This window comes from Bradyrhizobium sp. (assembly GCF_035935975.1).
Classification (GTDB): Bacteria; Pseudomonadota; Alphaproteobacteria; order Rhizobiales; family Xanthobacteraceae; genus Bradyrhizobium.
The window spans coordinates 28,772-49,682 of sequence record NZ_DASYWN010000025.1 but is presented as its reverse complement, the minus strand read 5'-3'; the positions used below and the strand labels follow the sequence as shown (position 1 = coordinate 49,682).

Genomic DNA, 20,911 nt, shown 5'->3' with positions numbered 1-20,911 from the left:
AGATACCATGCAGACCGCGAATATCCTTCTGTCCCTTGGCGGGCACCACGGCAACACCGTCCCGAAGTTTGGCGTGACCGCCGCGGAGATCGCCGTGCTGCGCGCGATCCACGGCGATGAATCCATCAAGGATGTGGAGCCCGGCCACGTCATCAAGACGACGCACCGGACCGAGCGCGATCGTCTGCTCGGCATCTACGGCGGGGCGAAGTTCGAGGACGGCCGCCCGATCGTGGAAAGCCTGTTCCCCGGCGTCGCTGCGCGCGTGCACGAAACTCTGGCTGAGCTGGAGTTGCCGGGCGATTTCTTCAAGGCCACGGGCCGCATGAGCGCCGAGGGTGTGGTTCGCCAGGACGGCCCGACCGTATCCGAGTGGGTCGCCGCCGGCTATGCCGCCGATGCCTACCCGCCGACCGGCTACGCGTCGAAGAGCACGCAGGAAGAGATCGACGCCGCCATCGCGCAGCAGGAAGCCGCGCGCAAGGCGCTGTCCGAAAAGCTCGGCGAGCCGGCCGCGGATGAAGGCGTCGAGGACGACGGCATCGGCGACATCGACGACGGTATCGACACGCAGGGCGGCGACGACGCTTTCGCGTAACGGGAACGGGTGAAGCATGGCGCGCGGGACTACGCTTGTAAAACTGCTCGACCAACTGCGCGCCGAGCTTCACACGTCGCTCAATCCCGCGCACAACAATCAGGTCCGTGACAAGCAGGTCCATTTCCTGAACAAAACGCAGGAATGGCTGTGGGAGGACTACAACTGGCCGCATCTGCGCGATAACAAGAACTACGCGCTGCAGGCCGGCCAGCACCTTTACGACTTCGGCGCCGACTTCGATCTCGAGCGCATCGAAAAGATCGAGGTCATGAACGGCGGGCGCTGGCAGCCGGTCTTCGCGAACCTGAACACGAACGACTATTCGATTTACAATACCGAGCTCGACCAGCGCGCCGATCCCGTGCGCAAGTGGCGCATCGCGCCCGACGAGCAAGTCGAACTGTGGCCGGTACCAGTGACGAATGGCGACCCGACGACCCTGCAGGGCTACGTCAAGGTGACGGGCATCCGGAAGCTGGCGCCGCTCGTCAAGGACAGTGATCGAGCCGACATCGACGACCAACTGATCTTCCTCTACGCCGCGTCGTCCTACTCGCCGGACAGCAAGGAAGGCAAGATGGCGCTGAACCGCGCCAACAAGCGCCTCGCCAAGATCAAGGGCCGGCTGACGCCGCGGCGGCAGTTCAAGATGTTCGGCGTCGGCCGGCGCGAGCCTGTCTACACCCGCCCGATCGTCGGCAACTATCGGCCGCCCGGGGCGTAAATGGGCACGCTCTGGCTCAAGGACATCAAAGGCGGCCTCGACACCCGGCGGCTCGCCGAAGCGCTGCCTGGCGGCTCCGCGATCCGCGCCAATGACGGCCACGTCAACCGGGGCGGCGAGTTCGAGCAGCGGCCCGCCTTTGTCCCGACGTTCGCGTTGCCGGCGGGCGCGACGCTCGGCCTCGCCTGCGACAATAACAGCCTTTACGCGTTCGGCAGCGGCGCTGCGCCGGCGATGCCGCGCGGGGTGCTCTATCAGCGCCTGCAGCACCCGGACGGCAGCACGCCGCTCGTGCGCGTGCGCAGCTTCGACCTGTTCGCCGGCAAAATCTACGTGGTGGCCGAATTCGGGGACGGCACGCTTTTTCACTTCTACGATGGTGTTCGCGTCACCGACTGGATTGACGCCCGCGCTCGCGCGTCGTTCCGTGTCACGGGCGGCGGCCTGCAACCGGCAACGCGCGCGAGCTGCCAGTTCACGGTAACAAGCGGCTCGGCGAGCATCGTCAACACGATCGGCGATATCACGCTCGGCGGCGTCTCGATTCTCGGCGCCCCCGTTCAGCACACCGGCAACAACGCGACCACAGCAGCCGCAGTCGCAGCGCAGATCAACACCTTCGTGTCGTCGCCGGACTATACGGCCGCGGCTGTCGGCGCGGTCGTCACGATCACGGCGGCCGCCACTGGCCCGGCCGCGAACGGCCTGACGCCCGTCCTCGTCCTGACCGGCGACGTGCTCGTCGCAGGCATCACGTCAATGACGGGCGGCGCCGTAGCGGCCAATTCGCAGCTCGCGGACCTGCAAGTTAACGGCGTGTCGATCCTGGCAGGCCCGGTCGATTGGACGACCGACAACGCCACGACCGCGCAGCTGATCGTCGATTCGATCAACTCTTACGCCAGCTCGCCCGATTACGTGGCGACGGTGACGGACGACAAGGTCAATATCCTGACCGCTCTCCCGAATGCGGCGTCGAACGGCTATGCGGTAACGTTCACGTTGCTGCGCAATTTCACGGTGGCGCCCACCAACCCGACGCTCGCCGGCGGCGCGGATCTCGTCGACAACACGACGTTTCAAAGCGGATCGTTCGCGAAGACGATCCTGTCGAAAGTCTATGTGACCGCCGCGCAGTTCTTGAATTTCTCCGGCATTCTGACGCCGACAGGGTTCGCGAGCACCAACACTGGCGCGGGTTTCGTCGACATGTCGGCGCAGGCGTCCGGCGCGGAGAAGCTGACGGCGGTTGCGAAATATCAGAAGTGGATCGCCGTCTTCGCCGAGCGCGTGACGCAGATTTGGTACGTCGATCCCGATCCGGCGCAGAACGCGCAGCAGCAGACGCTCAACAATACCGGCACGACCAGCCCGCGCAGCGTGACACAGTTCGGCGACAGCGATCTCTTCTATTTGGCCGCCAGCGGCGTCCGGTCGCTCCGCGCCCGCGACGCGTCGAACGCGGCATCGACAAACGACGTCGGAGTGCCGATCGACACGTTGATCGTCGAAAAACTGGCGACGCTGACCGGCGTCCAGAAGAGCGAGATCGGCGGCCTGATCGAGCCGACGTCGGGCCGTTTCTGGCTCGTGTTTCCCGATCTGATTGCCGTTTTTAGCCTGTTCGAAGGCTCAAAGATCAGCGCCTGGTCGACCTATACGCCGTCGGTTAACGGCGTCGAGTTCTCGATCGACGACTACACGGTATTCCGCGACAAGGTCTTTTTGCGATCTGGCGACATGGTTTACTGCTTCGGCGGGCTTGGCGCGACCGTGTCGTATGACAACACATCGCCGGAGCTCTGGCTGCCCTATCTCGACGCCGGCACGCCAGCGGAGAAAAAGCAGTTCCGCAGCATTGACGTCGCGTGCGAGGGGTCGTGGGTCGTCAGCGCCGGCCACAATCTCAACGACCGGAGCGCGTCCGACAAGATTGCGACCATCAGCGAAACGACCTACGGCTTGGACAGCATCCCCCACGAAGTCGAATACACCCACATCAGTCTGCGCTTCAAGGGAACCGGCCGCGGACCGAAGAAGATCTCCGCGGCCGCCGTCAAGTTTGACGGTGACACATGATTAAGATTCGGCTCGGCATGCCGGAGGAAGAAGACCTGTTCGTCGGCCTGGCGCGGCAGATGCTCGCCGAGAGCTACCCGGATCAGGTTTTCAGTGAGCCGGTCGCCCGGGAGACCTACCAGCGCTACCTCAACACCGCGCACCCGACCTTCTTCTTCGCCGATCAGGACGGCGACGTGATAGGGGTGCTGCAGGCCGGGATCTCGTCCTACGATTTCTCCGATGGCGTTTTTACGACGCTTTGTGGTACATTCGTTCGTCCCGATAAACGCGGCACTCGGGCGGCCGCGATGTTGATTGCCGAATATTGCCGGTGGAGCGACGGTCTAGGCGCCGTCGAGAGCACCGGAGGCAACGACAACAACCTGACGACGGAACGCACGACCAGGCTGTTAGGCCACTTCGGCTTTGAGCCGGTCGGAACGTTCGTCCGGCGCAAGTTCGGGGCTCGGAATGTCAAAAAAGGGCGGTGACGACGCGGCCGCGCAGCTGGCGCAGCAATCGCGCTCCGACGAGCAGGCGCGTCAGGCCAAAATTCGGAACGGCACGGCGCGCATCAATGCGCTGTTCGACGGCACGCCGGTCCCGGCCGATACGACCAGCACACCAGCCACGCAGCCGTTTGCTGGCGGCAGCTTCGTCGGGGACGCCGGGAATGCACTCGCATCGCGGCTCGGCGGCACGACAACCAGCACCACGCCCGACCCGCTGGCCGGCAACACGTTCGGCGGCTTCAACGACAATTTCTACAGCAACATCGCGAAGTCCTATCAGGACTATGCGACGCCTCAGCTGCAGGATCAGCTGACCGACGCGCGCAAGCAGCTGACCTATTCGCTCGCGCGCGGCGGCAACCTGAACAGTTCGACCCGGGCCGATCAGGAAGGCAAGCTCCAAAAGACGGCCGACGCCGCGCAGCTGCAGATCAACGACACTGCAAACTCGACGGCCAACCAGGCGCGCACCGCCGTCGCCGGCGCGAAGTCGGATCTGATCAACGAACTTAACACGACCGGCGATCAGACGCAGACTATCAACGACGCGCTCGGCCGTGTGACGGCGCTGTCGGCGCCGACGCAGTTCAGCCCGTTGGGGCAGGTATTCGCGAATTTCACGGGCGCGCTCAGCACGCAGGCGAACGCGGAGAAGGCGCAGGCCTATAGCGGCGGCGCGGTGCAGGCGCCGTTCTACACCGGCCTGTTCGCGCCCTCCGGATCGGTAAAGGTGACGGCATAATGGAACCGTTTTCCCTTGGCGCAGGCATCATATCGAGCATCGCGTCGTCATACCTCAACGGCGCGGCGAACGACGCAGTCAACGCGGCTCGCGCAAACGTGCTCAACGCCGAGCGCGCGCGGCAGCAGGGTTTCGACACCGAAGCGAAGGGCCTGACCGATCAGTCGCTCGGGCGCTACGTCAACTTCGATCAGCAGATGGCGTCCGACAAGGACCGGCTGAAGACGCTCTTTACGACGCCGGTCAACGGCGTGAACACGCCGACCTACAACGCCGCGGCGCTGCCGGCGGCAAGCAGCGATGTCGTGCAGCGTGAGATCGACGCGAAGAAGTCGCTCGCGAGCGCCTACGGTGCCGATCAGGCCGACAAGCTGGCACAGCTTCGATCCTTTGGTGACGTCATCGGCACAGCCGGGCGCGGCGTGGCCGACGATGCGTCGAAAGTCGGCCAGATCGGCAGCTTCAAGAAAGGCTCGGAGGCTGTCACGCAGCTCGAGCTCGACAATGCGAACCGTGCGGGCAACAGCTACAAGTTCTTCGGGGATATTCTCGGCGGGCTCGGCAAGGTCGGACTGACCGCCGGCCTGTCGCCCGTGCTGGCCGGCGCTGGCGCCGGGGCAACGACGGCAGCCGGGGCGATCCCGGGCGCGATCGGCCCGACGTCGGTCGGCGGGGCGCCGCTTGTCAACAACGTGTTTTCGGGCGGCGCCACGCCGTTCCTAACCTACGGGCGCTAACATGGCTGTGCGGCAAAACGGGCTCTACTACGATCCGGCCTTCTCGACCGCGTTCGACAACCTGGCCGAAGCGTTCTCCGGCCCGAAGGCGACCGATGTTTTGGCCTACGCGAAGGCCGGCGCCGAGAAGCAGAAGGCGTCGCGGCTGCAATACCTGTTCGACAACCCGAACGACCCGAACTTCGACCGCCGCAACGTCGCGGCAGGCAACTACACGCCGATTCAGAGCTATTACGCGCAGGATCAGAACAACGCGACGGATCTGAAGAAGAACGCCGCGACGAATGCCGCCAACATCCAGTTCGGGCGCGAGAAAAACGCAAGCGATCTCGCGCTCGAGCGCGCCAAGCCGGTCCTCGTCACGGACGGGACCACGGCATATTTGCCGCCGGAAGAAGCCACCGCGCGCGGTCTCCCGGGTATGTTCCGCGGCAACATCACGGCCAAGCCGGGCGATATCGTCGCGACGCCGGGCGGCGAAGTTATCAGCGGCGCGCCGAAGCCGCTGACGGATAGTGAGGTGCGCGGCGCGATCCTGCAAGATCTGCCGCAGAACGAGAAGCGCGCGGCCGCCTTGCAGGGCGTCGGCACGACGAACGTCGTCGGCAAAGACGGCAACCCGGTCGTGTCGTTCACCCCCGACGCCGTCGGGAAGCAGGCTTACGTCAAGGACAACAGCAAGCCGACCGTGGCGAACTATAAGCGGCCGGACGGCAGCGTTGGCTCGGCGTCGCTTGCCGACGACGGCCGATGGATCGACACGCAGACGAAGGAAGTGTTGCCCGCCGGCATCCAGACTTACAGCGCCAATCTGCAGGGCGACAAAGACGCGACCGGGCTCGGCGCCAGCACGAAGAACAGCGTCGAAGGCCAGCTCGTCGACCTGGCGCTGACCGATCAGACGTCGAAGCGTCTTCGCGACATCGTCACGAAGAACCCTGGCGCGCAGGGGCTCGTCGGTGCGATCCGCGGCACAGTGCAGGACGTGCTCGCCGCCGGCGGCGAAGTCGGCCAGCTCTTCGACGTCAACATGAAGAAGATGCAGGAAGACATCGCGGCGGGCCGCGTCGATCCGGCCGTGGTGGCGAAGTTCTCGAAATTCGATCCGAACATCCCCGCGGTGAACATGCTGGAAACCCTGCTGACGGCGCAGGTCGCGAAGGTGCTCGACCCGAACGGCCGGATCTCGAACGACCGCTACGAACAGGTCGCGAAGGCGCTCGGCGCCGGCGGCATGACCGGCAACTCGCAGCGCACGATCGCGACGCTCGACCAGCTCGACAGGATCATCACCGATAGGCGCGCGCTGCTCTCGCCGGCCGCGCCTGGCGCCGCGAAGATTGGACAGGCCGCAATCCCACCCACTCCCGCGACGCCAGCATCGGCGGCGCCGGCAACGCCGACAGTCCGTACTTGGAACCCGGCCACGGGGCAGCTTGAATGATCCAGATCAAAGCCCCGGACGGAAGTATCGTTCAATTTCCGGACGGCACGCCTGACGAAACTATCGTCGGCGTGATGAAACAGAACTATCCGCCGAGCCTGTCGAGTGTGGCCGCATCTACGGCACCGGATACCGCTGCTCAGCCGCAGGTCGCCGCTGCGCGTGCCAACGCCGACACGACGGCCTTGACGCAGGCCGCGCAGCCGAAAGGCTGGATGGACACGCTGCGCGACGCCGTGTTCGACGGCAACCGCGGCGTGATGGGCGTTGTCGATCAGGGTGTGCGCGGTGTCGCGCAGGGCCTGACGACGGTAGCGGGCCTGCCCGCTGACGCCGCAGCGGGCGCGAAGGCTGTTAGCGGCTATGTGGCGGACAAGGTCGGAGTGCCTGACATTGTTCAAGCTGCGATCCGCAACTCGCCGCCTGGCGCTGCGGTGAACGGCGTTGCGGCCTTGCAGCCCTATGTCGGCGGCGACGCTCTGCAGCACTATCTCGACACGGCGAACAACGCCACGGCGGACACGCTCGGCGTCGCGCGGCCGGTTCAGGAAGGCACGACCATCCTCGAGCGCGGCACGAACCGCGTCGGCCAGGAAGTCGGCGCAATGCTCGTTCCGGTCGCTGGAGCGATCACAAAGGGCGCCAAGATCGGCGTCGATGCGGCCCGCAAACTGCCGGGGCTCGTGCGCGCGTTCGTAGAGCCCGCCGCGATCGATCCCGCGAAGTTCGCCGCCAAGGAAGGTGCGACGGCCGTTGCGGCCGGCACGGGCGCGGCAGCGGCCGACGAGATTGCGCGCGCCTCCGGAGCGAAGAAAGGAGACACCGCGTTTACTCTGGCCGACATTCTCGGCGCGCTCAGCGGCGCGGGCCTGCTCGGCGCGGCGCGCATTACGGCGAAGCCGCTCGACGACATCCGACAGGCGATTTTCTCCCGGGATAAATTCAACAACCGCGTCGTGCAGGAAAATGTCACCGACCGCCTGTTGAACAACGCCGATTCGGTGCCGAAGACGGAAGGCCAGCCGATCGACGCGCAGCCGCTGATCGACGCCATCATGGGCGGCCGGCGTGTCAGCGACACGATACCCGGCTTCAAGGAAAGCGTCGCTGATCGCACGGGCGATGCAGGCCTCGCCACCCTCGAATACGGCCGTCAGTCAGGTCCGAACGCCGGCAAGTTCGTCCAGCAGCGCGCCGAGAACACGACCGCGGTCGACAACGCGATGAACGCCAACGCGCCCGACGGCAACCCGGCGGCGCTGCGGGCCGAATTGGCGCTCGAGCGCGAGCGGCGTCTGACCGACGCCGGCGTGAACCGGCAGAACGCGCAGGAAGACTTCGACCGCGCGACGCAGGCCCTGCAGCCCGCTCTCACAGGCGAAGGGCGCGGCGCGGACATCCGCCAGGCGCTCGAGGCGGCCAGCGAGGGCGCGCGCAATATCCTGCGGGCGGCATGGGAGCCGGTCAACAACAGCGGCGCGCGTGTCGACATGGCGCCGCTCGCCGACGAGTTCCAAGGCGTGCGCCGTGGCATGTCCACCGCGGAGGCCGAGCGTTTCCAACCGAACGAGACCGACATCCCGCGGCGCCTGTCCGGCGATCGCGAAGTGTCGCCCGCTGTGACAGACGCGGAGGGCAACGTCATTCAGCCGGCCGTCACCGAGCCGATCACGCAGCCCATCAACGAAGTGACGGGCCTGCGCAGCGCCTTGACGGACGCCAGCCGCGAAGCCCGCACCGCCGGCCGTACCAACGAGGCCCGAATCATCGACCAGCACGTCGAAGCGCTCGACCGCTATCTCGACGACGCCGTGCCGCCGGAGCTGCGCCAGAGCTACGACGAGGCGCGCGCCGCGACGGTCGACTACCACGACCGTTTCACGCGGCCGCAGACGGCCATCGCGCAGACGCTGGACCGACAGGAAGGCCAGTACCGGCAGCCGGACAGCGCCGTGACGCGCAAGTTCGTGCAGGACGATCAGGGCCGAATCGCTGATTTTCAGGCGCTTATGAGGGAAGCCGGCAATGACCAACGCACAGTTGCAGCTGTCCGCGATCAGATTCTTGCTGATGTCCGCGATCGCGGATTGCTTGAACGGCCCGACCAGCTTCGCGACTACCTCGCCCGATACAACACGATCCTCTCCGATCGTCGATTCGCCGGCGTCCGCGGTGAACTTGATAATGCAGCTGGCCTCCGGCGCACGCTCGACGAATCAACTGCCGCCGAGACGCAGCTGACGCGCGAGCTCGGCACCGCCGAGCGCCCCGGCACGAGCACTGTCGGCAAGTATCTGCAGTATGGCGACGAAAGGTCGCAGGACGCCTTGAAGGGCGTGCTGGCGTCGAAAGATCCGGCCGCGGCGATCGACGAGATGCTGCGGTTCGTCAATGACGCCCCGGAAGCCGTCGCCGGCGCGCGCAAGTCGTTTTGGGACTTGATGCAGAGCAGGGCCAGGTCGAACGGCGAGACGACGAAGACCGTCGACGGCGCGCAGCCGTGGATGCCGAATCGGCTGAAGAACTTCCTCGACGACCCCGCGGCAGCGGCCGTCGCCGAGCGCCTTTACCGGGACGACCCGGAACAGCTCGCCAATATCCGGAAGATCTCCGACGAGCTGCAGAACGTCGACCTGCGGACCCGCGGCAAGGCTGTGAACACGTCGGGCACGGCGCAGAGCATTTCCAACGTGCTCACGCCGGAGACCTTGCAGAGCCGCCTCTACGCCTACAAGCGCGGGCAGACATCGCTTGGCTTCATGTTGACCGCGCTGGGCTCCGTGGCGGCCCGCCGGCTCGTGCGCGGCGCGCAGGGGGAGGCCATCGAAAAGCTGCTCGATCGCGCGCTGCTGGATCCGGACCTGGCCGCGCAGCTGCTGAAAGAGAACAACCCGGCGAATCGGGCCGCCCTGGCGCGCACGGCGAAGGGCTATCTCGGCAACGAGGCCTCGAGCGTGACCGACCTGCTGAACGGGCCGGAGCCGAAGGACGAGACGCGCGACGCCGTCATGAGGAAAGACAATGGCCGATAGCGTTTCCTACGCGCTGCAGTGGCTGCAAAAGCGAGGCTACGGCTTGCCGCAGGCTGCGGCGATGGTCGGCCACGGCGTGCAGGAAAGCGGGCTGAACCCGAACGCGACCGGCGACAACGGGACGGCCTATGGCGCCTTCCAGTGGCGTGGCTCGCGCCTGGCCGGGCTCTACGACTACGCGCGATCGACGGGGCAGCGGCCGGACAGCCTCGACGCGCAACTCGGCTATATGGACCACGAGCTGCACACGACCGAGAAGCGATCCGGCGACGCGCTCTTCGGCGCGACGAATGTTCGCGACGCCGTCCGCGCCGGCATGGGCTACGAGCGGCCGCAGGGCTGGACGACGGCCAATCCGGAGGCCGGGCACGGGTGGGGCAACCGCTACGGCAAAGCCGCCGAGCTCGCCGGTGAACCCGCGGTCGGAATTCCGACTTCGGGCCCGGTCGCAGCGGCAATGCAGCCCGCAGCCATGCCGGCAGCGCCCGCGGGGCTGGCGCTCTCGTTCGTGCAGCCGGTCGACGATGAGTTCGCGCGGCAGCGGGCAGTGGCCGCAGCACAGGACGAGGAACGGCGCCGCGCCGCCATTGGCGGCGGGCTGGCAGGGCTGTACGGCTAGTTCAGCAAGATCAAGGCGGTTACGGAGGCGAGGAAGATAACAGCGGCGATTCCAACAACGATGTCGGGTCGGAAAGATGAACCCCTGCCCAGCACGGGCCGGTCATCGCTATCCCATCCGACCACGGTAAGTTTTGGCTTTTTCATGATTTAATTCCTTGGCTGAGTAGACATACACACGCAACGGCAAGTAGTAAAGAGCGCCCAAAAATGCGCCCAAAACGTTGTATCAAGTGGCATACATACGAGAGACAAAACCCAACAAAACCAAGCCTAAACAGCGATTTGGGTTGATACGTTTGGCTTAATGGCTTAAATAGCCGCCAGTTTTCGACAGCCTTCTGGAGTGCAACTTGTCTGACCGTTCCATCCCGACCACCGCCACGCATTCTCCTCTCGCCGCTTTGATGTGGCCGACCCGGCCGGGCGAAAAAGTCGGCGCATTGCGCGCCGTCGTGCTGATCGCGCTCGGCACCGCACTGATGACGCTGTCGGCCAAGGTGAACCTGCCGCTGCCCTACGTGCCCATGACCTTGCAGACGCTGGTGGTGCTGATGATCGGCGCCGCCTATGGCTGGCGCCTTGGCAGCGCAACCATGATCGCCTACCTCGCTGAAGGCGCGATGGGCCTGCCGGTGTTCGCAGGGCCCGTCGGTGGAATTGCACCGCTGGTCGGCCCGACCGCCGGCTATCTCTACGGCTTCGTTGGTGCCGCTTTCATCACCGGCTGGCTCGCCGAGCGCGGCTGGGATCGCAGCGTCGTGTGGCTGTTTGCGGCGATGGCGGTCGGCCATGTCGTTATTTTCATGGGCGGCTTTGGCTGGCTGGCCTACGGCATCGGACTTGGCGCCAACAAGGCCTGGCTGGTCGGCGTTGCGCCGTTCATCGCGGCCTCGCTGGTCAAGAACGCGCTGGGCGCGACGCTGATGCCGGCAGCCCGCCGGATCGTCGACCGCCGCGGGTAAACCGCCAAGAACAAGCAGTTCCAATTGACAGGGCCGGCCAAGTTGATCTTGGCTGGCTCTTGAGTGTGAGGGGGAGTGAAACAATGACGACGACAACGATGGCGGGGGCGCCTGTCGCGCCGGCCGCAGCCAAGCCGTGGTACAAGGTTCTCTACGTCCAGGTGCTGATCGCGATCGTGCTCGGCGCCATTGTCGGCTGGCTCTGGCCGACCGTTGCCACCAATGACTGGATCAAGGCGCTCGGCGACGGCTTCATCAAGCTGATCAAGATGGTGATCGCGCCGATCATCTTCTGCACCGTGGTCTCCGGCATCGCTCACATCCAGGACGCCAAGAAGGTCGGCCGCATCGGCGTCAAGGCGCTGGTCTATTTCGAGGTCGTCTCGACCTTCGCGCTGGTGATCGGTCTTCTCGTCGGCAATCTCGTCAAGCCGGGCGCGGGCTTCGGCAGTGCCGCCGCCAACGCGCAGGCCGTCGCCAACTATGCCAAGCAGGCCGAAGGCCAGAAGTCGGTCGACTTCATCCTGCACATCATTCCCGACACCGTGGTCGGCGCCTTCGCGCAGGGCGAGATACTGCAGGTGCTGCTGTTCTCGGTGCTGTTCGGCTTCGCGATCATGAGCCTCGGCGAGCGCGGCCATACCATCCGCAGCTTCATCGACGATGCCGCGCATGCCGTGTTCGGCGTCATCTCCATCGTGATGCGCGCGGCGCCGATCGGTGCGTTCGGTGCGATGGCCTTCACCATCGGCAAGTTCGGCACCGGCGCGATCCTCAACCTGATGGGCCTGATCGCGACGTTCTACCTGACCGCCGCGCTGTTCGTGTTCGTGGTGCTCGGGACCATCGCGCGGCTTGCGGGCTTCTCGATCTTCAAGTTCCTGGCCTACATCAAGGACGAACTGCTGATCGTGCTCGGCACCTCGTCGTCGGAAAGCGCGCTGCCGTCCTTGATGGAGAAGCTGGAGCGTCTCGGCTGCTCCAAGTCGGTGGTCGGCCTCGTGGTGCCCACGGGTTACTCGTTCAACCTCGACGGCACCAACATCTACATGACGCTGGCGACGCTGTTCATCGCGCAGGCGCTCGGCTTCGATCTCACCTTCGGCCAGCAGCTCACCATTCTGGTGGTGGCGATGCTGACCTCGAAGGGCGCCTCCGGCATCACCGGTGCGGGCTTCATCACGCTGGCGGCGACGCTGGCCGTGGTCGACCCCCGGCTCGTGCCGGGCATGGCGATCGTGCTCGGCATCGACAAGTTCATGAGCGAGTGCCGCGCGCTGACCAATCTGTGCGGCAACGGCGTGGCCTGCGTGATCGTGGCCTGGTGGGAAGGCGAGCTCGACCGCGACAAGCTCACCGCGGGCTTGAGCCGGCAGATCGATCCGACGGACCTGGAAACCGCTCTCACGACGGACTGATCCGGATCTAACGGCGCGGTGCGCCGCTAGACCTTGAAGTAATAGGGCTGGTCGAGATCCTCGATCAGCCCTTTTTCTTTTGGCGCCCAGCCGAGAGCCGCGCGCGTCTTCGCGCTCGAGGTCGGAACGTCGACGCTGGCAAAACGCGCGAACCAGCCGAAATGCTGCTCCGCCTCTTCCATGGATTTCGAGACCACGGGCACGCCGAGCCGTTTGCCGATCACCTCCGCGATCACCCTGAACGGCACGCCTTCCTCGGCAATGGCGTGATAGCGCCCGCTCGATGCGCCTTGCTCCAGCGCGAGGCGATAGACGCGCGCGGCGTCGAAGCGGTGCGCGGCCGGCCAGCGGTTGTTGCCCTCGCCGAGATAGGCGGCGGCGCCTTTCTCGCGCGCGATCGCGATCAGGCGCGGGACGAAGCCGTGATCGCCCTCGCCATGGGTCGTCGGCGGCAGCCGCACGATGCCGGCGCGGACGCCCTGCTGCATGAGGTCTTCGGCGGTGGCTTCCGAGACGCGGGGAAAGTGGCGGGCTGCGGTGTCGTCCTCGGTCGCGAGGCGTCCGGGCGCGAGCAGCGCGACGCCCGAGGTGACGATGAGCGGACGCTCGGAGCCTTTCAGCTCCTCGCCGAGCGCGAGGATGGCCTGCCGGTCGAGCTCGCAATTGTCGGCGAACTTCGAGAAGTCGTGGTTGAAGGCGAGGTGAAGCACGCCGTCCGACGCCGCCGCCCCGCTGCGCAAGGAGGCATGGTCTTCGAGGGAGCCGCGATGGACCTCGGCGCCCATCGCGGTGATGGCGGCCGCGCCGTCGTCGGTGCGGGCAAGGCCGGTGACGCGGTGGCCGGCGGCGATCAGGTCGCGGACGACGGCGGAGCCGACAAAGCCGGTGGCGCCGGTGACGAATACACGCATGAGATATCTCCAAGGGGCGGGGTCGAGAGGTTGGTGGAGACAAGCTTCTGCGCTAGAATTATCCGGGTAAAGTAGTGACATTATCAGGGTATAATGGCTAACAGGATGAGCGAGACAGCGACAGCCGAAAACCTGCTCGGGGCCTATCTGAAGGACCGCCGCACCCGGCTCGATGCCGCTGCGTTCGGCCTCAGCGGCAGCCGCAGGCGCACGCCGGGCCTACGGCGCGAGGAGGTGGCGCAGCGCGCCAATATCAGCCCGACCTGGTACACTTGGCTGGAGCAGGGCCGCGGCGGCGCGCCGTCGGCCGACGTGCTCGACCGCATCGCCGGCGCCCTGATGCTGACCGATGTCGAGCGCGAGCACCTGTTCCTGATCGGGCTCGGCCGTCCGCCCGAGGTGCGCTACCAGGCCACCGAAGGGGTCTCGCCGCGGCTGCAGCGCGTGCTCGATGCGCTCGCCTTCAGCCCGGCGCTGGTGCGGACCGCGACCTGGGACGTCGTTGCCTGGAATCGTGCCGCAACCGCCGTGCTGACCGATTACGGCGCGATCCCGCCGGGACAGCGCAACATCCTGCGCTTCATCTTCTGCGATCCGCGCGTGCGCGCCGCGCAATATGACTGGGACAGCGTGGCGCGCTTTGTGGTGGCGGCATTTCGGGCGGATGCGGCGCGCGCGGGCGCGGTCTCGCATGTCGCCGATTTCGTCGACGAGCTTTGCCGCACCAGCCCGGAATTTGCGGCGCTCTGGCGTGACAACGACGTGCGCCATCACGGCGACGGCACCAAGCGGCTGAAGCACCCCGTGCACGGCACGATGTCGTTCGAATATTCGAGCTTCAACGTCGAGGGCCGCTCGGATCTCAGCATGATCGTCTACAACCCGGCAACGCCTGAGGATGCCGAGCGCATCAGGACTTTGCTCGCCGAACGCGCCGACTGACGGAATTTGCGGGCTCGCGCGTTTAACCCCCATCTCGGACCTCGAAGGGGTGGGTGGTATCGTGGGCAAGGCGGCTGTGAATCCGATTGTGGTGCAGGCGGCGGAGCACTTTGCGGCGGGGCGGCCGGACCAGGCGGATGCGCTCTGCGCGGAGGTTCTGAAGACCGATCCGGATCACGTTCCGGCGCTGCATCTGGCGGCCGTGGCGGCCTTCGTCACCGACCGCGCGGCCGACGGCGCCGCGCTGCTCGGCCGCATCTTCACCGTCGACCCCGAGCACGCGCCGGCGCTCGTCACGCTCGGTGACGCGCTGGCGGTGAAGGGCGAGCAGGAGGGAGCGGTGGCGGCGTTCCGGCGCGCTCTGGTGCGACAGCCTGACGATGCCGGGCTGCACAACAAGCTCGGCGTGGCGCTCGGCGAGCTCTCGCGCTTCGACGAGGCTGAAGCTGCTTATCGCCGTGCTCTGGCGCTGGATGCGCATCTGACGCGGGCCTGCTTCAATCTCGCCGTTGTGCTTGCGGAGCAGGGGCGGCTTGACGAGGCCGAAGATGCCTATCGTGCCGTGATCGCGCGGGAGCCTTCGCATCGCGGCGTCTGGACCAATCTCGGCAATCTGCTCGTGGATCAGGCGCGGCTCGACGAGGCGGAGGTGGCCTATCGCCGCGCGCTCGACGGCGACCCCGATGATTCCGGATTGCTCTGCAATCTCGGCGCCGTGCTCTATCGGCAAGGATTGCTCGAAGACGCCATCGTCCAGTATCGCCGCGCGATCGCGCTGGCGCCGAGCCATGATCCGGCGCTGCGGCTGCTCGGCCTCGTGCTGCATGAGGCCGGTCATTTGCAAGAGGCGGCCGAGATCTACCGGCAGAGCTTTGCGCGCGATGCATCGGACCATGTGATCGCCAGCAATCTCGGCGCCTGCCTCTCCGAGCTCGGCGAACTCGACGAGGCGATCGGTGCCTGCGAGCATGCGCTGCTGCTGAGGCCCGATCACGCCCCGGCCTGGACCAATCTCGGCATCATCTTCGAGAAACTGGAGCGCGCCAGCGATGCGGTCGCGGCGCATCGCTGCGCGGTCGTGGCCGATCCTGACTATGCCAAGGGCCACGCCAATCTCGCGGTCGCGCTGCGCAATGCCGGCGAGATCGACGAGGCGCTGGAAGTCTCGCATCGCGCGATCGCGCTCGATCCGGAGCAGCCGCTCGCGCAGTACAACCACGCGCATTTCCTGCTGATGAACGGCGACTTCGAAAACGGCTTCGAAGCCTATCGCTGGCGGCGCAAATGCAGGACGCTGTCGGACGGCGATCCCGCCTTCGCCGAGCCGGAATGGCAGGGCGAGCCGCTTGACGGCCGCACCTTGCTGCTGTTCGCCGAATATGGGCTCGGCGATGCCCTGCATTTCGTGCGCTATCCGCCGATGGTGATGGCGCGCGGCGGCAAGATCATCCTCCAGGTTCAGCCCGCGCTCGCCGCGCTGTTGCAGCAGCTACCGGATGTGACGGTGATCCCGCGCGGCGCGCCGCTGCCGCCGTTCGATCTGCAATTGCCGCTGATGAGCCTGCCGCGGATATTCGGCACGACGCTGGACACCATTCCAGCGGAGGTCCCGTATCTGCATCCCGATCCGGCCAAGCTGGCACGCTGGTGTGCGGCGCTTGCAGATGTGACGGTGCTGAAGGTCGGCGTGGTCTGGGCCGGCAACGCCAGGCACAAGGGCGACCGCCAGCGCTCACTGCCGGCTGAGGCCGTGCTGCCGCGCCTGGTGATGCCGGGCGTGCAGCTCTACAGCCTGCAAAAGGAGCCGAGGCCGGAGGATGCCGAAGTGCTGGCCGCGCTCGGCGAGGCCGTTATCGATCTTGCGCCCGCGCTCGGTGATTTCGCCGACACCGCGGCAGCGGTCGCTGCGCTCGATCTCGTCATCGCCGTCGACACGTCGGTGGCGCATCTTGCCGGCGCGCTGGGACGTCCGGTGTGGATGCTGACGCCTTACGCGCTCGACTGGCGCTGGCTGCGCGAGCGCGAAGACAGCCCGTGGTATCCGACCATGCGGCTGTTCCGCCAGCGCAGTCCCCGCGAATGGGACGATCCGCTGATGCGCCTGTCGGCCGCGCTCGCAGTGCTCGCCGCGAACGCTGAGAGTTAGAACCGTTCCGGCCGGTAAGGCGCAGGGTCAATCGAGGGCGTCTCGCCGCTCATCATTTCCGCCAGCAGGCGTCCGGTCGCGGGCCCGAGCGTAAAGCCCTGGTGGCCGTGGCCGAAATTCATCCAGAGACCGGGATGGCGGGGGGCGCGGCCGAGCACCGGCAGCATGTCGGGCGTGCAGGGGCGGGTGCCGAACCACGGATCGGGCTCGGCGCGCTTGCCGAGGTCGATCAGCTCGCGGGCGGAGGCTTCGGCGCTGGCGAGCTGCACCGGCGTTGCCAGCGCATCCGGCCCGGTCAGTTCGGCGCCGGTGGTGATGCGGATGCCCTTGGCCATCGGACCCATGGCATAGCCGCCGCCCTTGTCGACCAATGGCAGATCGAGCGATGCGCCGCCCGTGTAATGCATGTGATAGCCGCGCTTGCGCACCAAGGGGATGCGATAGCCGAATTTGTAGAGCAGATCCGGCGACCACGGCCCGAGTGTCACGACGGCGTGGGCCGCATCGATGCGACCCTGGTCGGTGTTGACCGACCAGCCGGTTGCGGTCTGCTGCAGCGACTGCGCATCGCCGAGCACGATGTTGCCGCCAAGGCGCTGGAACAGCTCGGCATAGGCGGTGACGAGCGCGCCGGGATCGGACACGGTCCAGGTGTCGAGCCAATGGATCGCGCCGGGCAGATCGTCGCGCAGGATCGGCTCGGCCTTGGTGAGCTCGCTGCCCGACAGCACGCGAAAATTCACGCCGAATTCGCGCCGGTCTTCCTCCGCGGCCTTGAGCGATTCATCGAGTGCCGCGCGATCGCGATACAGCGCCCGATAGCCGGCGCGGCGAATGAGATTGTCGGCATGGGCTTCGCGAATGAGGACATCGTGTTCGCTCGTCGCATAGCCAATCAGGCGCGCCCAGCCGACGATCGCCTCGCGATGCCGCTTCGGCGCCGAATGCCACCAGTAGCGCAGCAGCGGCTCGACATGGCGATGGAGCGAGGACAGGCTGTAGCGCACATCGTTGGTGCGGCCGGTCGCGATCTTCACCAGCGAGGCGAGGTCGCGCGGCATCGGATAGGGGCGGACCGCCTCGGCCTGGATCATCCCGGCATTGCCGTAGCTGGTCTCGCGGCCCGGCTCCCTGCGGTCAACCAGCGTGACGGTCCAGCCGCGCTGCTTCAGATGCAAGGCGGCGCCCACGCCCACCATGCCGCCGCCGAGAATGATCGCGCTTTGCATCGGAAAAATTCTCCTGTCAGGCCGGCTTCGGCGCAAGCCTTGGCTGCGCCGTGTTGATGGTCGCGGCAACGACGACCGACAATGCCGTCATCGCCACGAGGAATCCGAAGGCGGCATCGAACGATCCGGTTCCGGTGACGATGAAGCCCATGATGGCCGGTGCGACAAAGCCCGCACTCTGGCCGCCGAGATTGACCATGCCGACGCCGGATCCGATCTGGTCGTCGCGGAGCAGTTTGGTCGGAAGCGCAACCACCGAGGCCAGCACGAAGGATTTGAAGAAATAGACCACCGACTGGAAGACGATCAGCATCGCGATCGTCTCCGCCTTGTACATGGCGTAGAGGAAGATGCCGGTCAACGCGGAGCTGCCGATCAGCAGATATTTTTCGCGCTCGGCGAAAAACGTCGTCATCACCCAGCCGCCCATCGCGGTCGCGATCGTCGCCATCACGAACGGGATCGGCGCCACCACGCCGACAGTCTTGAGGTCGAGCCCGCGCTGTTGCAGCAGATACAGCGGCATCCAGGAATCCAGGCCCTTGTTGACGCAGCTGAGGCCGAACCACACCACCATCAACTGCCACAGCAGCGGATTCTTCATCAGCTCGCGCATCGGTGCGCGGCTTGCGGCCTTCGCTGGTGCGCTCGCATCGGGCTTGTCCGGGCGGCCGAGATACGGAACGAAGACGAAATAGGCCACCGCGAACACGATGCCGGCGATGCCGATCGTGTTGAAGGCATGGCGCCACCCGAGCCAGAGGATCAGCGGCGCCATGATCAGCGGCGCGACCATGCTGCCGGCATAGTTGGAGGAGAGCAGCAGCGCCGACATCTTCGGCCGGCTGTCCTTCCTGAACACTTCGGCGATGGCGCGGATGCTCGCCGGCGGAAAGCCGCCCTCGGCGATGCCGAAGATGAAGCGGATCGCGATCAGCGAGGTCAGCGACCAGGCGATGCTCGTGAACGCCGTGAACAGCGACCACATCACGATGGTGACGATCACCACATATTTCGAGCCGAAGCGGTCGGAGAGCCATCCGCCCGGCACCTGCATCGCGGCGTAGCCGAGGAAGAACGCGCTGATGACGATGCCGAGATCGGCGGCCTGGAGGTTGAAGTCCTTGCCGATCTGCGCCAGCGCCAGCGAGATCGCCGCGCGGTCGATATAGGAGATGCAGTAGGCGATGTAGAGCAGGACGAAGGCGGTGACGCTGGTCTTCCTCGGCAGGTCCGTCATCGTCATGCTCGTCTCCGATTTGCCGGCGATCCCGGCGGTCAGCCTGCCCGGGCTATCTATTCCCAGGTGAGGAAGCCGGGCGCGGCCGACAGCGGCGGTGCGGCGGCGAGCCGGGCGAGGTCGGGCACCGGCCGGCACATTTGCGCATCGCTTGCGAACGCAGCCTCGATGCTCGCGGCGACCGCGAGCACGATGGCGTCGCCGCCGCGCGGGCCGACGATCTGGAGGCCGAACGGCAGCCCGGCTTCATCGAGGCCGAGCGGAATGCTGATCGCGGGATGCCCTGCCAGCGTCACGGCGTAAGCGAGCGCGAGCCAGTGGAAATAGGATTTGGTCGGCACGCCGTCGATCTCGGCGGGATAAGGCTCCGACCAGGGCCGCGGGCTGAGCGTGATCGTCGGGCTGATCAGCACGTCGCAGTTCGCGAAGAAGGTCTGGTAGGCGCGATAGATCCGCGTCTGCGTCGTGGAGGCGCGGGCGTGGTCTTGAAGCGAATAGCCTAGGCCTTCCTCGACATTGGCGCGCACGTTGGGGCCGAGCATCTCGGGCCGTTCTATGTAGTTCTTGCCATGCGTTGCCAGGAACATGCCGGCGCGCAGCACGGCGAAGGCATCATCGGCGCCAGTGCAGTCGGGCGTGGCCTCGCGGCTTTCGGCGAACAGCGGTGCGAGCTTCTCCACGCGCGCGCGAAACACGCGGCGGATCGCCCGCTCGGTCGGGGCGAAGCCAAAGTCTTCCGTGAAGGCGAGGCGTAGCTTGCCGAGTTCTGCCGGGCGCGGCGCGGCCCAGCGCTCGGCGCGCGCACGCACGGGCTCGCCGGGCAAGGCGTAGGCGAGCGGATCGCGGGCATCATCGCTCGCCATCACTGACAGCATCAGCGCGACGTCGGCGACGTTGCGCGCCATCGGCCCGTCGGTCGACAGGCTGGACCAGCCGAAGACGCGCTTCTCGCTGGGCACGAGGCCGTAGGAGGGACGCATGCCGACGATGCCGGAGAAGCCGGCCGGATTGCGCAAGGAACCGCCGGTGTCGGAGCCCGAGGCGAGCGGGGCCATGCCGCAGGCGAGCGCGACGGCCGAGCCGCCGGACGAGCCGGCCGCCGAGCGCGAGGGATCGAAGGGATTGCCGGTGGCACCGAACACGGGGTTGCGGGTGTTGGCGCCGGCCGCCCATTCCGGCGTGTTGGTCTTGCCGAAGATGATGGCGCCGGCCGCGCGCAACCGGGCGACCGAGCCCTGGTCGCTCACCGGCACGTTGTCGCGCAGCAGCGGGCTGCCATAGGTGGAACGCATCCCGGCCGTGTCCTGGGTGTCCTTGATCAGGACGGGGAGCCCATGCAGCGCACCTTGATCCTCACCGCGCAGGATGGCCGCTTCGGCCGCCTTGGCGGCGGCGCGCGCGCCGGGTTCGTCCAAGGTCACGACGGCGTTGACGGCGGGATTGACGGTGGCGATGCGCGACAGGCAGGCGTCGAGCAGCTCGACAGGCGAGATCGTCCGCGCGGCCAGCAGGCGGCGCAGCTCAACGGCGCTGGAATCGCACAGGTCGGGCAAGGCCAATCCCTTTCAAATTATGAAAACGGTTTAGCA

General features: G+C 66.4%; 18 protein-coding genes. 13 read left to right on the top strand and 5 right to left on the bottom strand.

Features of this window, described 5'->3' with window-relative positions; genetic code table 11:
• Positions 1–7: 7 nt before the first annotated feature.
• The 9 genes from VGR99_RS13660 to VGR99_RS13620 all read left to right on the top strand — a co-directional run bounded on the left by VGR99_RS13660 (position 8) and on the right by VGR99_RS13620 (position 10,472).
• Complete coding sequence (locus tag VGR99_RS13660) at positions 8–598, top strand: hypothetical protein (RefSeq protein WP_326898901.1); 591 nt, start codon at positions 8–10, stop codon at positions 596–598.
• 16 nt (positions 599–614) lie between these two features.
• Positions 615–1,325, top strand: a complete 711-nt coding sequence (locus VGR99_RS13655) for a hypothetical protein (protein ID WP_326898900.1) — start codon at positions 615–617, stop codon at positions 1,323–1,325.
• A 156-nt stretch (positions 1,326–1,481) separates the two neighbouring features.
• Positions 1,482–3,404 carry a hypothetical protein gene (locus tag VGR99_RS13650; protein ID WP_326898899.1) on the top strand — a complete coding sequence of 641 codons (1,923 nt, stop codon included), beginning with the start codon at positions 1,482–1,484 and terminating at the stop codon, positions 3,402–3,404.
• Positions 3,401–3,877 carry a GNAT family N-acetyltransferase gene (locus VGR99_RS13645; protein ID WP_326898898.1) on the top strand — a complete coding sequence of 159 codons (477 nt, stop codon included), beginning with the start codon at positions 3,401–3,403 and terminating at the stop codon, positions 3,875–3,877. Before VGR99_RS13650 ends, VGR99_RS13645 begins: the two co-directional genes overlap by 4 nt.
• A complete protein-coding gene (locus VGR99_RS13640; protein ID WP_326898897.1) occupies positions 3,858–4,640 on the top strand; it encodes a hypothetical protein in 783 nt (260 codons plus the stop codon). Before VGR99_RS13645 ends, VGR99_RS13640 begins: the two co-directional genes overlap by 20 nt.
• Before the next feature lie 98 nt (positions 4,641–4,738).
• Complete coding sequence (locus VGR99_RS13635; protein WP_326898896.1) at positions 4,739–5,377, top strand: hypothetical protein; 639 nt, start codon at positions 4,739–4,741, stop codon at positions 5,375–5,377.
• A gap of 1 nt (position 5,378) precedes the next feature.
• A complete protein-coding gene (locus tag VGR99_RS13630; protein WP_326898895.1) occupies positions 5,379–6,821 on the top strand; it encodes a hypothetical protein in 1,443 nt (480 codons plus the stop codon).
• Complete coding sequence (locus tag VGR99_RS13625) at positions 6,818–9,853, top strand: hypothetical protein (protein ID WP_326898894.1); 3,036 nt, start codon at positions 6,818–6,820, stop codon at positions 9,851–9,853. Before VGR99_RS13630 ends, VGR99_RS13625 begins: the two co-directional genes overlap by 4 nt.
• Entirely contained in the window at positions 9,843–10,472 is a 630-nt protein-coding gene (locus tag VGR99_RS13620) for a phage tail tip lysozyme (RefSeq protein WP_326898893.1), read from the top strand. Before VGR99_RS13625 ends, VGR99_RS13620 begins: the two co-directional genes overlap by 11 nt.
• On the opposite strand, the gene VGR99_RS13615 is transcribed toward VGR99_RS13620, so the two are convergent.
• Positions 10,469–10,618: a hypothetical protein gene (locus tag VGR99_RS13615; protein ID WP_326898892.1), complete on the bottom strand. Its 150-nt coding sequence runs from the start codon at positions 10,616–10,618 to the stop codon at positions 10,469–10,471. The two genes, VGR99_RS13620 and VGR99_RS13615, sit on opposite strands and share 4 nt — an antisense overlap.
• Positions 10,619–10,878: 260 nt before the next feature.
• Here VGR99_RS13615 and VGR99_RS13610 point away from each other — a divergent pair, with 260 nt between their 5' ends.
• Both VGR99_RS13610 and VGR99_RS13605 read left to right on the top strand, forming a co-directional pair.
• The gene (locus VGR99_RS13610) at positions 10,879–11,436 is read left to right on the top strand and encodes a biotin transporter BioY (RefSeq protein WP_326898988.1); all 558 of its coding nucleotides are present in this window, start codon (positions 10,879–10,881) and stop codon (positions 11,434–11,436) included.
• 83 nt (positions 11,437–11,519) lie between these two features.
• Positions 11,520–12,854, top strand: a complete 1,335-nt coding sequence (locus VGR99_RS13605; RefSeq protein ID WP_326898891.1) for a dicarboxylate/amino acid:cation symporter — start codon at positions 11,520–11,522, stop codon at positions 12,852–12,854.
• 26 nt (positions 12,855–12,880) lie between these two features.
• Here VGR99_RS13605 and VGR99_RS13600 read toward each other — a convergent pair whose 3' ends face one another.
• Entirely contained in the window at positions 12,881–13,765 is an 885-nt protein-coding gene (locus tag VGR99_RS13600) for an SDR family oxidoreductase (protein WP_326898890.1), read from the bottom strand.
• Between the two features lie 105 nt (positions 13,766–13,870).
• On the opposite strand from VGR99_RS13600, the gene VGR99_RS13595 reads away from it, so the two are divergent.
• Positions 13,871–14,707 carry a helix-turn-helix transcriptional regulator gene (locus tag VGR99_RS13595; RefSeq protein WP_326898889.1) on the top strand — a complete coding sequence of 279 codons (837 nt, stop codon included), beginning with the start codon at positions 13,871–13,873 and terminating at the stop codon, positions 14,705–14,707.
• 49 nt (positions 14,708–14,756) lie between these two features.
• Positions 14,757–16,853 (top strand): tetratricopeptide repeat protein, encoded by a 2,097-nt coding sequence (locus tag VGR99_RS13590; protein ID WP_326898888.1) that lies wholly within the window; start codon positions 14,757–14,759, stop codon positions 16,851–16,853.
• On the opposite strand, the gene VGR99_RS13585 is transcribed toward VGR99_RS13590, so the two are convergent.
• From VGR99_RS13585 to VGR99_RS13575, 3 genes are read right to left on the bottom strand one after another with little or no spacing between them, the layout of a single operon-like run.
• Positions 16,850–18,082: an FAD-dependent oxidoreductase gene (locus VGR99_RS13585; protein ID WP_326898887.1), complete on the bottom strand. Its 1,233-nt coding sequence runs from the start codon at positions 18,080–18,082 to the stop codon at positions 16,850–16,852. The genes VGR99_RS13590 and VGR99_RS13585 overlap by 4 nt on opposite strands.
• A gap of 16 nt (positions 18,083–18,098) precedes the next feature.
• Positions 18,099–19,328 carry an MFS transporter gene (locus tag VGR99_RS13580; RefSeq protein WP_326898886.1) on the bottom strand — a complete coding sequence of 410 codons (1,230 nt, stop codon included), beginning with the start codon at positions 19,326–19,328 and terminating at the stop codon, positions 18,099–18,101.
• Positions 19,329–19,378: 50 nt separating this feature from the next.
• Positions 19,379–20,875: an amidase gene (locus VGR99_RS13575; protein WP_326898885.1), complete on the bottom strand. Its 1,497-nt coding sequence runs from the start codon at positions 20,873–20,875 to the stop codon at positions 19,379–19,381.
• Between the last annotated feature and the right edge of the window lie 36 nt (positions 20,876–20,911).

What these genes read in the sequence shown, in the direction of transcription:
- VGR99_RS13600 (WP_326898890.1), bottom strand. Translation starts at nt 13,765, where the DNA reads ATGCGTGTATTCGTCACCGGCGCCACCGGCTTTGTCGGCTCCGCCGTC.
- VGR99_RS13620 (WP_326898893.1), top strand. Translation starts at nt 9,843, where the DNA reads ATGGCCGATAGCGTTTCCTACGCGCTGCAGTGGCTGCAAAAGCGAGGC.
- VGR99_RS13580 (WP_326898886.1), bottom strand. Translation starts at nt 19,328, where the DNA reads ATGACGATGACGGACCTGCCGAGGAAGACCAGCGTCACCGCCTTCGTC.
- VGR99_RS13630 (WP_326898895.1), top strand. Translation starts at nt 5,379, where the DNA reads ATGGCTGTGCGGCAAAACGGGCTCTACTACGATCCGGCCTTCTCGACC.
- VGR99_RS13615 (WP_326898892.1), bottom strand. Translation starts at nt 10,618, where the DNA reads ATGAAAAAGCCAAAACTTACCGTGGTCGGATGGGATAGCGATGACCGG.
- VGR99_RS13640 (WP_326898897.1), top strand. Translation starts at nt 3,858, where the DNA reads ATGTCAAAAAAGGGCGGTGACGACGCGGCCGCGCAGCTGGCGCAGCAA.
- VGR99_RS13595 (WP_326898889.1), top strand. Translation starts at nt 13,871, where the DNA reads ATGAGCGAGACAGCGACAGCCGAAAACCTGCTCGGGGCCTATCTGAAG.
- VGR99_RS13645 (WP_326898898.1), top strand. Translation starts at nt 3,401, where the DNA reads ATGATTAAGATTCGGCTCGGCATGCCGGAGGAAGAAGACCTGTTCGTC.
- VGR99_RS13605 (WP_326898891.1), top strand. Translation starts at nt 11,520, where the DNA reads ATGACGACGACAACGATGGCGGGGGCGCCTGTCGCGCCGGCCGCAGCC.
- VGR99_RS13610 (WP_326898988.1), top strand. Translation starts at nt 10,879, where the DNA reads ATGTGGCCGACCCGGCCGGGCGAAAAAGTCGGCGCATTGCGCGCCGTC.
- VGR99_RS13655 (WP_326898900.1), top strand. Translation starts at nt 615, where the DNA reads ATGGCGCGCGGGACTACGCTTGTAAAACTGCTCGACCAACTGCGCGCC.
- VGR99_RS13625 (WP_326898894.1), top strand. Translation starts at nt 6,818, where the DNA reads ATGATCCAGATCAAAGCCCCGGACGGAAGTATCGTTCAATTTCCGGAC.
- VGR99_RS13660 (WP_326898901.1), top strand. Translation starts at nt 8, where the DNA reads ATGCAGACCGCGAATATCCTTCTGTCCCTTGGCGGGCACCACGGCAAC.
- VGR99_RS13585 (WP_326898887.1), bottom strand. Translation starts at nt 18,082, where the DNA reads ATGCAAAGCGCGATCATTCTCGGCGGCGGCATGGTGGGCGTGGGCGCC.